The 13841-nt window shown below is 65.9% G+C and carries 1 protein-coding gene (running past one end of the window); it reads left to right on the forward strand.

Going from position 1 to position 13841, the window contains the following annotated elements; translation table 11 throughout:
• Positions 1-13841 carry part of the coding region annotated (locus ACWELQ_RS05315) for a non-ribosomal peptide synthase/polyketide synthase (protein WP_452395786.1) on the forward strand (this coding region is incomplete at its 3' end). Its footprint extends 14226 nt past the window's final position, so 13841 of the 28067 annotated nt are shown.

The following is a 13841-nucleotide window of genomic DNA, read 5'->3' on the forward strand; positions in this document are numbered from 1 at the left end:
ATGGAGCAGCTGGATCTGGGCGGGAACGGCGAGTGGGGGGAGCGCTACTTCCCACTGTCTCCGGCGCAGCTGGGTATTTGGTATGCCCAGCATCTGGATCCCACGGTGCCGATCACCATCGCTCAATACGTGGATCTGCCGGGGATGCTCGATCGCGCGGTGCTGCACGACGCGTGTGCAAACGCTTCCCGGGAGTTCGGTTCCGGGTTCCTGCGGATAGTCGAACGTGACGGTGAGCCTTGGCAGTATGTCGATTACACCATCGCCGACCACGACAAGGTCGTCTATGTCGACCTGAGAGATCGAGACGATGCGGAAGCCGCGGCGCACGAATGGATGCGCGCCGAGTACGGCCGTCCGATCAACTTGGTCACGGATCGGCTGATACGGGTCGCTGTCCTACAGTTGGCCGACGATCGCTGCTTCTTGTACATGCGGGCCCATCACATTGCGCTGGACGGGTTCAGCGCAATGTCCTACCTCAATCGCACCGCGGAGATCTATACCGCGCGTGTTCAGGGTGCGAAACCGAGCCCACGACAGGTGCCGGGTCTCGAAGAGCTGGTCGAGTCCGAGTTCGCCTACCGGGGCAGTTCCCGTTTCCATGCCGACAAAGAGCATTGGGCGCAGCGGGTCTCGGGTTTGGAGGAGGGCGTCAGTCTCGTCGGCCGTAGCGCCGCGCCCGCATCGTCGAACAGGGTGAACTCCGCTGCGCTGTCGGATGCCCAGTCGGTGGTGCTCGACGGCGTGGTGAAGGAATACGACACTTCGCCGGCCGTTCTGGTGATCGCGGCGTTCGCCACCTATTTGGCGCAGTGGACGGGTAGCGAGGACGTCATTCTCAGTCTGCCGGTAACCGCCCGGACCACGGCGGCCATGCGCCGTGCAGGCGGTGTCAGCTCGAATATCGTGCCGCTTCGCATACGTGTGGGCTCGAGCACCACCATCGCGGACTTGCTGCAGTCGGTGCGTGTCGAGGTGTCAGGCGCGCTGCGTCATCAGCGTTACCGGCACGAGGACATCCGCCGAGACAGCGCGGACGGTGGTGCGGTCACCACCGAGTTCTTCGGCCCGTGGGTCAACATCATGTTGTTCCACGACGAGGTAGTTCTGGGTCCGCTGACCGGTCGGATGCATGTGCTGTCCACAGGCGCGATCGCGGATCTGGCGGTCAACGTCTATGAGTCGATGGGTGGACAGCGAACTCATATAGACTTCGAGACGAATCCGAATCTCTACTCCGATACCGAAGCGCACCAGCATCATTCGCGATTTCTGGAGTTCTTCGATCGCTTCGTCCGCGCGGACATGGAGCACCCGGTATGGAGCCTTCCGATCACCACCGCGGTGGAGTTGGATCGGACGTTGGGTGCGTGGAACGATGCCGGGCACGAGGTGCCGGACACCACGCTACCGATGCTGCTGGATGCGCAGGCGGCGCTTACCCCTGAGAATGTCGCGCTCGAGTTCGACGGCGAGGTCCTCACCTATGCCGAATTCGATGCTCGGGTCAATCGGCTTGCACGCTATCTGATCGCCGAGGGTGTGGCTCCGGAATCACTGGTGGCGCTGGGGATGCGGCGCTCTGTCGAGCTGGTGATCGGGATGCACGCGGTGCTGAAGGCCGGTGGCGCCTATGTTCCGATCGATCCCGACCATCCGGCGGAACGCACCGCCTATGTTCTCGAATCAGCTGCCCCGGTATGCGTTCTCACGACCTCGGCGGACGCCTTGGTGTTGCCCGAAACGATGCGTCGGGTGCAGATCGACACGCTCGACACGTCGGTTTTCTCCGCCCAGCCGATCGCCGACGGTGATCGGCTGGCACCGCTGAACCCGGACAACACCGCGTATGTCATCTACACCTCCGGGTCGACAGGCCGACCCAAGGGCGTCGCCGTCACCCATCGTGCCATCGTCAACCAGCAGCTGTGGATGGTTAACGAGTACCAGCTGACCAGCGCCGATGTCTACCTGCAGAAAACCGCCACGACCTTCGACGTTTCGTTGTGGGGCTACTTCCTGCCCTTGCTGGTCGGAGCCGAACTGGTGCTGGCGAGCCCCGACGGGCACCGCGATCCGCTCTACATCGCCGAGATGATCGGACGCCACGAGGTTACGATCACCGACTTCGTCCCGTCGATGTTGACGGTATTCGTCGGACAAGCCACCGCCGCTCAGTGCTCGTCACTGCGGGCGGTTTTCGTGATCGGTGAGGCGTTGCCGCCGGAGACCGCCGCCGGGTTCCGGGCGATCTCGGGTGCCGGTCTGCACAATCTCTACGGCCCTACCGAAGCCGCAGTCTCGGTGACCTCCTGGGAGGCCACCTCCACCGATACGGTCACCGTGCCCATCGGTGCGCCGGAATGGAATGTCGGAGTCTTTGTGCTGGATGCGCGGCTGCGTCCGGTCGCGATCGGTATGACCGGCGAGTTGTACCTGGCAGGACGTCAGCTCGCACGCGGCTATCTCGGTCGCCCGGACCTGACCGCCGATCGTTTCGTCGCCAACCCGTTCTCCGCCGCCGGGACACGGATGTATCGCACGGGTGATCTGGTGCGCTGGAACGAGTCCGGTGCGCTCGACTATCTCGGCCGCACCGATTTCCAAGTCAAGTTCCGCGGTCAACGCATCGAGCTGGGCGAGATCGAGAGCGTGTTGCTGGCGCACCCGACGGTGAATCAGGCCGTGGTGGTAGTCGCCGACAGTATGACCGGTCAGCACCTGGTCGCCTATGTCGTTGCCGCACAAGGGCACTCGGTCGAGCCGCTCGTGCTGACGCGTTTCGCCGCGACGGATGTGCCCGCCTACATGGTCCCCTCGTCGATCATGGTGTTGGACGCGTTGCCGCTCAACACCTCCGGCAAACTGGATCGAAAGGCACTGCCGGAGCCGGTGTTCGGCGCGGATGCCCTCGATTACCGGGCCCCGCGCACCCAGACCGAACACGTTGTGGCCGGCATTTTTGCCGATGTGCTGGACCGGGAGCGGGTCGGCGTCAACGACAGCTTCTTCGACCTGGGCGGCAACTCTCTGGTGGCGACCCAGGTGGTGTCGCGGGTTTCGGCGGCGCTCAACGTGCAGTTGGGTGTGCGGGCACTGTTCGAGGCCCCGACCGCGGCGGGACTCGCCGCCCGCGCCGAATCCGCGACCGCCCTCGACGCGTCCCGCCCACAGTTGGTCGCGCAGCCCCGCCCGCAGCATGTGCCTTTGTCGCCGGCGCAGCAGCGCATGTGGTTCCTCAACCGGTTCGATCCCACACTGCCGGCCTACAACCTGCCGTTCGTGGTGCGGATGAGCGGTGACGTCGACATCGACGCGTTGACTGCGGCATTGCTCGACGTGATCGAGCGGCAGGAGTCGTTGCGTACGATCTTCCCCGAGTTCGATGACAGTGCCTGCCAGATGGTGATGCCGATCGATCAGGTTGCGATTGCTGCCGAGGTCGAGGACATCCAGGAGGAGCAACTCGCTGCTGCCCTGCGGGAGTTCGCCGGACGCGGCTTCGATGTGACCTATGAGCTGCCCTTCCGCGTTCGGGTGTTCCGCATCGCCGACAGCGCGATCGGGGTGCCGGAACATGCCGTAGCGGTGGTGGTGCACCACATCGCTGCGGACGGTTACTCGTTCGGACCACTCACTCGCGACATCGTGGTCGCCTACATGGCTCGAGCCGAGGGTGTCGCGCCGCAGTGGGCGCCGTTGCCGGTGCAGTACCGGGATTTCAGCATCTGGCAGCGGGAGCTGCTGGGTTCGGAGTCCGACGTCGATTCGATGTCCGCACGCCAAATCGCCTACTGGCGTAGCGCTTTGGCGGGTCTGCCGGACCGGGTGGATCTGCCTGCCGACCGCCCGCGCCCGCCGGTGCAGAGCTTCCGGGGCAGTCGTGTCGCCTTCACTATTCCCGCCGAGCGGCATGCGCGGCTGGCCGGACTGGCACGTGCCCACGGTGTCTCGTTGTTCATGGTCATGCACTCCGCGCTTGCGGTGCTGTTGGCCCGGTTGTCGGGGACCTCCGACATCGCAATCGGTACCCCCGTTGCCGGTCGTGGCGAACAGGCGCTCGACGACCTGGTCGGCATGTTCGTCAACACCCTGGTGTTGCGCTCGCATGTCGATGGTAATCAACGGTTCAGCGACCTCCTTTCCCAGATCAGGGAAACCGATCTAGGTGCCTTCGCCAACGCCGATGTCCCCTTCGAGCGCCTGGTCGAGGTCATCAACCCGACCCGCTCACAGGCGCGGCATCCGCTGTTCCAGGTGATGCTGTCGTTCCAGGAGATGCCCCACGGGCAGTTGGAGCTTGCCGGATCCTCGGCATCGACGGCGTTGTCGGTGCGGGCGCACGAACTCGACGTGGACATAGCCAAGTTCGACCTGGTGTGGACACTGACAGAGCAGCGTGGCAGCGCGGGCGAGCCGACGGGTGTATCGGTGGTGGTCTCTTACGCCACCGATCTGTTCGACGCCGCCACGGTTGGCGCGTTCGGCCGCCGATATCTATCGGTGCTGGAGAGTGTCGTCGACGAACCCGACGCGCTGGTGCGCGATATCGACATCTTGGAAGCGGTGGAGTGGTCCACGATGCTCGGGCGCTGGAATCGCACCGAGCACGCGGTACCGGCGATGGCGACGGTGCTGGAGCGTTTCACCGCTCAGGCGCGCACCCGGCCGCACGCCATCGCACTGACCTTCGATTCGAGCGGTACCGTCGATCCGGGTTCGGTGACCGAGCTGACCTACGCCGAGTTCGCTTCCCGGGTGAATCGACTGGCGCGCATGCTGATCGACTCCGGCGTAGGACCCGAGACAACAGTGGCAGTGGGTATCCGCCGCTCGATCGACACCCTGGTCGCGATCTACGCCGTGATGACCGCGGGCGGCGGCTATGTGCCACTTGATCCGGATCATCCCGGCGACCGCATCGACTACGTGCTGCGCAGCTCGAATTCGGTGTGCGTCTTGACCACCCGGGTCGAGGGCATCGAAACAGGTCTCTGCCCTTCGGTTTTCATCGACGACGCCGACTGGGCCGGTTACTCCGACGCTCCGGTGGAACCTGCCGAGCTGCTCGGCATCGTGCGTCCGGAGAATACCGCCTACGTGCTCTTCACCTCCGGTTCGACCGGCCGCCCCAAGGGGGTCGCGGTCAGCCACGCCGCGCTGGTGAACCAGATGATGTGGAAGATCGCCGAATCGGGGCTGGACGACACCGACATCGCGCTACACAAGACGCCGTTCACCTTCGACGCGTCGGTCTGGGAGTTGTTCGCCCCCTTGATGGTCGGCGCCCGGACGGTCATCGCCGAGCCGGACGGCCATCGCGACGCTCTCTACCAGGCCGAGGTCATCGGTCGCTATCGGGTCACGGTGACCTCGTTCGTGCCATCGCTGTTGTCGGTGTTCGCAACCAATGCCTCGGCGGCGGAATGCGTGTCGCTGCGGGCGATCTTCGTCGGTGGCGAGGTGCTGTCGCCGGCCATCGTGAGCAGTTTCCGGCGGATTTCCACCGCGACGGTGGTCAACCTCTACGGACCGACCGAGTACACGGTCAACGCTACGTCGTGGCGGATCGATCAGGCTTCCCCGGCGATCGTTCCGATCGGTCGGCCAGTCTGGAACGCACAGGCCTATGTGTTGGATCAGGGGATGCGGCCGGTGCCGGCCGGGGTGCGCGGCGAGCTGTATCTGGCGGGTGCTCAGCTGTCGCGTGGCTATCAGGGCCGCGCAGATCTGACCGCGGATCGATTCGTGGCCAATCCTTTCGGCGCGCCGGGTAGTCGGCTGTATCGCACCGGTGACCTGGTGCGCTGGATCGAGCACCCCGAGAGCGAGACCGGGGTGCTCGACTATATCGGCCGCACGGACTTTCAGGTGAAGTTCCGTGGTCAGCGCATCGAACTCGGTGAGATCGAGTCCGCGCTGCTGGCACACGAAGCGGTCCGTCAGGCCGTGGTGGCGGTCGTCGACTCGGTGGCTGGCGATCAACTGGTGGGTTATGTGGTCACTGCCGGTCCGGTGGATACCGGCAGTATCAGGGCTTCACTGCAATACCTACTGCCGGCATATATGGTGCCGTCGACGTTGATGGTGCTGGATGCGTTGCCGCTCAATGCCTCTGGAAAGCTCGACCGTCAGGCATTGCCTGCCCCGGCTCTCGAGGTTCGCGCATTTCGTGCTCCGACAACGCCGATCGAGGAGATCGTCGCCCAGATCTTCGGCGAGGTGCTCGGCATCGCGCGCGTCGGCGTGGACGACGACTTCTTCGAGCTGGGCGGCAACTCGCTGATCGCCACCCAGGTCGCCTCACGGCTCGGGGCCGCGCTCGACACCCGTGTCCCGGTCCGGATGCTCTTCGACACCGGCACCGTCTCGGCATTGGCAGGCCGGATCGAATCGCATGTCGGCGAGGGCGCCAGAAGCGCGTTGGTGAGGCGGGAGCGCACGAACGAGGTGCCGTTGTCGCTTGCGCAGCAGCGCATGTGGTTCCTCAACCGCTTCGACACCGCTTCGGCCGTGTACAACATCCCGGTGGCCATCCGGCTGTCGGGTGAGCTGGATATCGCGGCCCTGCAGGTCGCTGTGATCGACGTGATCGACCGTCACGAGTCGTTGCGCACGGTGTTCCCGGAGACCGTGCACGGCCCGGTGCAGCGGGTGCTGGACGCCGCGCAGATCGTGCCGGATCTGACGCCGGTGCCGGTCACCGACGCCAATCTCATCGATCACCTGGTCGAGCTGGCCACGATGGCGTTCGACGTGACCGATGAAGTGCCCTTGCACGCTGCGCTTTTCGAGCTCAGTGAGACCGAGTACATCCTCGGCATGGTGGTGCATCACATCAGTGCCGACGGCTGGTCGATGGGTCCGCTGGCCCGCGACGTCATGGTGGCCTACGCGGCGCGTACCTCGTGGGAGGCTCCGGCGTGGGCGGAACTGCCGGTGCAGTACGCCGACTACGCGCTGTGGCAGCGTGAGGTCCTCGGCTCCGAGGAAGACCCGGAGTCGTTGATCGCCAAGCAGATCCGCTACTGGACCGACGCTCTGGCCGATCTGCCCGACGAGCTGGTGCTGCCCGCCGACCGGGCGCGTCCGGCCGTGGCCAGCTATCAGGGTGGCACCTACCCGTTCGCCATCTCGGCGGAAACCCAGCAGGCGCTGGTGGATCTGGGCCGTCGCCACAATGCGTCGCTGTTCATGGTCATGCATTCCGCGTTGGCGGTGTTGCTGGCGCGGTTGTCGGGGACGTCGGATATCGCGATCGGTACCCCGGTGCACGGTCGTGGTGAGGCCGCGCTGGACGATCTGATCGGCATGTTCGTCAACACCCTGGTGCTGCGCACCGAGGTGGACGGCAACGAGACCTTCGCCGATCTGCTGGCGCGTTCGCGTGACGCCGACCTGCATGCGTTCGCGCACGCGGATGTGCCGTTCGAGCGGTTGGTCGAGGTGCTCAACCCGTCGCGTTCGCAGGCGCGGCACCCGTTGTTCCAGGTGATGCTGACCTTCCAGAACACTCGGCAGGCCAGCTTGGAGCTGCCCGGGTTGTCGGTCAATGGCATCGACTACGACGCGCGGCTGGCGAAGTTCGACCTGCAACTGACCTTGCAGGAGGCGCAGGACGACCGCGGGGAGAACGCGGGCATGTCCGCCGAGATCTCCTACGCGCTGGATCTTTTCGACGAGCCGACCATCGAGGCGTTCGCGCACCGGCTGGATCTGATCCTGGCCGCCGTGGTGGCGAATCCGGAGCTGCCGCTCGGGGATATCGACCTGCTGGTCGCCGATGAGCGCTCGCGGGTGCTGGATTCGTGGAACGACACCGCGTTCGATGTGGCGTCCACGCTGCCCGCGGGTGCCACCGACACGCTGCTGTCGCTGTTCGAGCAGCAGGCGTCGACCAGGCCCGACACACCCGCGCTGACATTCGAGGGGACAACTCTGTCCTACGGCGAGTTCGCCGGACGCGTGTACCGGCTTGCCCGCAAGCTCATCACCCAGGGCGTAGGAGCAGAAACCCTTGTCGCACTGGCAATTCGGCGCTCCACCGATCTGGTGGTGGGCATGTACGCCATCCTGGCTGCCGGTGGCGCGTACGTGCCGTTGGACCCTGACCAGCCAGGGGAGCGCATCGACTACGTTCTCGACACCGCGCGCCCGGTCGCGATCCTGACCACCGGTCGCGACGACTTCGTCACCGTCCGCGATGTGCCGGTGCTCGAGATCGATACCCTCGATCTCGAAGCGTACGCGGACACGCCGATCACCGATGCTGAGCGCGGCGGGCCGGTGCTGCCCGCACACTGCGCCTACGTGATCTTCACGTCCGGATCCACCGGCCGCCCCAAGGGTGTCGCGGTGGAACATCGTTCGATCATGAACCGGCTGCGATGGGGTCAGCACAGCTACCCGATCGGTACAGACGATGTTGTGCTGCAGAAGACTCCGGCGACCTTCGACGTGTCGGTGTGGGAGTTCTTCTGGCCCCTGCAGGTGGGCGCGCGCCTGGTGGTGGCCAAGCCCGACGGGCATCGCGATCCGCTGTATCTGGCCCGCTTGATCACCTCGGAGGGCATCACCACCGCGCACTTCGTGCCGTCCATGATGTCGGTCTTCGTGACGACGATCGGCGAGTCCGAGGCCGCGACCATGACGTTGAAGCGTGTCTTCGCCTCCGGCGAAGCATTGCCCGCGCCGATCGCGCAGCGGCTCAAGGAGCTGACGGGCGCGGAGCTGCACAACCTGTACGGCCCCACCGAGACCGCGGTCGAAGTGACCCACCACGAGGTCGTCGACTCTGATACGGTGTCCGTGCCCATCGGCCGCCCGGTGTGGAACACCCAGGCTCTAGTCCTGGACGCACGGTTGCACCCGGTAGCGCCGGGGGTGGCGGGTGAGCTGTATCTGGCGGGTGTGCAGCTGGCTCGCGGCTATCTGGATCGCCCGGAGCTGTCGGCGGACCGCTTCATCGCCAACCCGTATGGCGCGCCCGGTTCGCGCATGTACCGTACCGGCGACCTGGTCGCTTGGACTGCCGACGGTGAGGTGAACTACCTGGGCCGCACCGACTTCCAGGTGAAGCTGCGCGGTCAGCGCATCGAGCTGGGCGAGATCGAGGCGGCGCTGCTGACGCAGCCGGGTGTCGCGCAGGCGGTGGTGGTGGTGCATCACGACCCCAATGCCGGTGATCAGCTGGTCGGCTATGTGGCCCGTGATCCCGAGATCGCTCCGGATCCGGATGTCATCAAGACCGGACTCGGCTCTTCGCTGCCGGGCTACATGGTGCCCGCCGCGATCGTGGTGCTCGACGCCTTCCCGGTCAACGCCTCCGGCAAGCTGGATCGCCGGGCGCTGCCCGCTCCGGTGTTCGAGGCCAAGCGTTTCCGGGCCCCCGCGACGCCGATCGAGGAGATCATCGCGCAGATCTTCGCCGATCTGCTCGGCGTCGAGCGCGTCGGCGTGGACGACGACTTCTTCGAGCTGGGCGGCAACTCGCTGGTCGCCACCCAGGTCGTGGCGCGGCTGTCGGCGGCGCTGAGCGCCGAGATCGGCGTGCGCGCGCTGTTCGAGGCCCCGACCGTGGCGTCGCTGGCCGCGCGGGTGGAGTCGCACGCGGGAACCGGTGTGCGCCAGGCGCTCACCGTGCGGCCGCGGCCGGAGTACCCGCCGCTGTCGCTCGCGCAGCAGCGCATGTGGTTCCTCAACCGGTTCGACCCGGAGTCGGCCGCGAACAATATCCCGGCGGCCGTACGGCTCACGGGCGCACTGGATCTCGACGCCATGCGCGGCGCGATCGCGGATGTGATCGCGCGCCACGAGTCGCTGCGGACCATCTACCCCTCGCACGAGGGCGTCGCCTACCAGAAGGTGCTGCCGACCGGGCGGGCCGTGCCGGAGCTGGACGTGCTCGACGTGACCGAAGGCGAATTGTCCGGCGTGGTAGCCGAGTTCGTTGGTCGTGGCTTCGACGTGACGAGTGAGTTGCCGGCTCGGCTGCGCCTGCTGCGTCTGGATTCCTCCGAGCATGTGTTGGTGCTGTCGGCTCATCACATCGCGGTTGACGGCTTCTCGATCCGGCCGCTGGTGCGTGATCTGGTTGCCGGCTATGCCGCCGCGGTGATGGGTGTCGAGCCGGGTTGGGCGCCGCTCGAGGTCCAGTACATCGATTACACGTTGTGGCAGCGACGGGTACTCGGATCGGAAAGCGATGAGCTTTCGCTGATTTCCCAGCAGCTCGACTATTGGCGAGGTGCGTTGGCCGGAATGCCGGACGAGCTGCGGCTATCGCTGCGGCCGCGTCCGGCCGTCGCGTCCAATCGTGCGGGCTTGCTGCGGTTCCGAGTGCCCGGCGAGACGATCGATGTCCTGAACGAGGTCGCGCAGAGGGAGGGCGCGACCCTGTTCATGGTGGTGCAGACCGCTTTCGCGGTGCTGCTGTCGCGGTTGAGTGGTACAGCGGACATCGCGGTGGGAACGCCGATCGCCGGTCGTGGTGAGCAGGCTCTCGACGATCTGGTCGGCATGTTCGTCAACACATTGGTGTTGCGGACGACCGTCGATCTGGGGGAGCGGTTCACCGCTCTGCTGGCGCAGGTGCGCGCCCGGGATCTGGGTGCTTTCGCGCACGCCGACGTGCCGTTCGAGCGAGTGGTCGAGATGATCAACCCGGTGCGATCGCAAGGCCGCCATCCGCTGTTCCAGGTGATGCTGTCGTTCCAGAACGTGGGCCACACCGAGCTGACCTTGCCCGATCTGACGGTCAGTGAAGTCGAGATGGACTATCAGACCGCGAAATTCGATCTACAGCTGTCGCTGATGGATCGCGGCGGCGCGGGCATGGCTGCCGAATTGGTGTTCGCCACTGATCTTTTCGATACCCGTTTCGCGGAGACGTTCGCACAGCGGTTCCTGCGTCTGCTGGCTGCGGTCGGCGCGGATCCGGCTGTGTGCGTGGGCGATCTGCCGCTGATGGCCGACGCCGAGCTGGCGTTGGTTCTCGAGGTCTGGAACGAGACCAAGTACCCGATCGACACGGTATTGCCCACGGTGTCCGAGGATTCGGGCGCGACATTGGGGTCGTTGTTCGAGGCGCAGGTCGCCCTGACTCCCGAAGCGACGGCTATCACCTACGAGGGGACAAGTCTGTCCTACGCCGAGTTCGCGGATCGGGTGCGCAGACTCGCACGTTGGCTGATCGCGGCGGGTGTCGGGCCCGAGACCGCGGTGGTGCTGAGCATGCATCGGTCTATCGAGCTTGTGGTCGGTATGTATGCGATCAGCGTCGCGGGTGGCGTGTTCGTGCCCTTGGATCCCGAACATCCGGCCGAGCGCATCCGATACGTTCTCGAGACGGCCCGACCGATCTGTGTGCTGACTTCCGCGTCCGGCCTCGACGATGTCGATTGGCCCCTGGTTCGGATCGATGAGCTGGATCTGTCGGATCGTTCCGGGGCTGTGGTGACCGATGCCGACCGGGCGGCGTCGCTCCGTGCGGCCAACACCGCCTACATGATCTTCACTTCCGGTTCGACGGGGCGTCCCAAGGGTGTGGCGGTGAGCCATCGGGCCATCGTGAATCAATTGGTGTGGATGAACGCTCAGTTCGGGCTCGCCGCTGACGATGTGATGCTGCAGAAGACGCCCGTGAGTTTCGATGCGTCGCTGGGTGAGTTTTTCTGGCCGTTGCAGGTTGGCGCGCGGATGGTCGTCGCCAAGCCCGATGGACATCGGGATCCGGTGTACCTGGCACGTTTGATCGCCGCCGAAGGGGTCACCGTCACGCAGTTCGTGCCGTCGATGCTGCAGCAGTACCTCACCGTGGGCCAGACGCCGGAGACTCGATCCCTGCGCCTGGTATTCGCCGGCGGCGAGGCTCTTCCGGCTTCGGCCGCCCAGCAGTTCCGTGCGTTGACAGGCGCGCGGTTATACAACATGTACGGCCCGACGGAAACGACGATCGATGTGACCTATCACGAGGTCACCGATGCCGACGTGACGTCGGTGCCGATCGGTGCCCCGCACTTCAATACGTGGGCTTACGTGCTGGATTCGCGGCTGAGGCCGGTGCCGGCGGGTGTCGCGGGTGAGCTGTACCTGGCGGGCGATCAGCTCGCCACCGGCTACGTGGCCCGGCCCGACCTGACCGCGGATCGCTTCGTGGCCAACCCGTTCGCCGACGGCGAGCGCATGTATCGCACCGGCGACCTGGTCACCTGGACCGGGGCAGGTGAGCTGACCTACCTGGGTCGCACCGACTTCCAGGTCAAACTGCGTGGTCTGCGTATCGAGCTCGGCGAGATCGAGGCGGCGCTCACCGCACTGCCGTCGGTCGCGCAATCGGTCGTCGTGGTCCGTCACGACGAGCGCACCGGCGATCAGCTGGTCGCCTACCTGGTCGCCGACGGCGGGCTCGATGTCGACGCCGTGCGTGACGCTGTCGCCGAACAACTTCCGGCATACATGGTGCCTGCCGCGTTCATGGTGCTGGATGCCTTCCCACTGAATGTGTCGGGCAAGCTGGACCGTAAACAGCTGCCCGTGCCGACCTTCGCGGTCCGGGCTTTCCGTGCCCCGGAGACGCCGGTGCAGCAGACCGTCGCCGGCACCGTCGCCGACGTGCTCGGCTTGGACCGGGTGGGTCTGGACGACGACTTCTTCTCTCTCGGTGGCAACTCGTTGATCGCCACGCAGGTGGTCGCCCGCCTGTCGGCGGCCCTCGACGCCGATATCCCGCTGCGCACGTTGTTCGAGGCGACCACGGTGGTTTCGCTGGCCGCGCAGCTGGAGGCTCGAGCGGGGACCGGTGCCCGTGCGGCCCTGGTCGCGCAGGAGCGTCCCGAGCTGGTGCCGCTGTCGCTCGCGCAGCAGCGCATGTGGTTCCTCAACCGTTTCGACAACCGCACCGCGCTCAACAACATCCCGGTGGCGCTGAAGCTGACCGGCACAATGGATCTGGACGCGTTCACCGCCGCCATCGGCGACGTGCTGGCTCGCCACGAATCGCTTCGGACGGTCTACCCCGAGGTCGAAGGCGACGGCTACCAGCGCATCCTTTCGCCCGCCGAGGTCGGGTTCGAAGTGCGCTCGGAGACGGTGAGCGCCCAAGAACTGATCGCACGGGTCATCGGGCTAGCGAGCGTCCACTTCGACGTCACCCGCGAGGTACCGTTCCGTGTCACGGTATTGAACCTGGGAACGGACGAACATGTCGTCGTGCTGGTGCTGCATCACATCAGCGCCGACGGCTTCTCGCTCAGGGCGTTGCTGCGGGATGTGGTGGCCGCCTACCTGTCCCGGGCCGAGGGTGAGGCTCCGGCCTGGTCGCCGCTGCCGGTGCAGTACGCCGACTACACGCTGTGGCAGCGTGAGATCCTCGGCGCGGAAAACGATGCCGAGTCCCTTGCCGCCGCGCAGATCGCCTATTGGACTGCCCAGCTGGCGGATCTGCCCGAGCAGATCGAGCTGCCTGCCGACCGTCCGCGTCCGGAGGTCGCCACCAATGCCGGTGGCACGCATGACTTCTCGATCGACGCCGAGTTGCACCGCGCTCTGACCGGCGTGGCGCGTGAGCACGACGTCACCCTGTTCATGCTGGTGCACGCCGCGCTGGCCACGTGGGCGTCGCGTCTGTCGCGCGCCACGGATATCGCCATCGGCACCCCGATCGCGGGTCGTGGCGAGCGCGCCGTGGATGACCTGGTCGGCATGTTCGTCAATACCCTGGTGCTGCGCAGCGAGGTCAAGCCGGACGCCGCGTTCCGCGACCTGCTCGCGCAGGTGCGCCGCACCGACCTGGCCGCGTTCGCGCACGCCGACGTGCCGTTCGAGCGGCTGGTCGACGT

The organism is Nocardia sp. NPDC004722 (genome assembly GCF_053601505.1).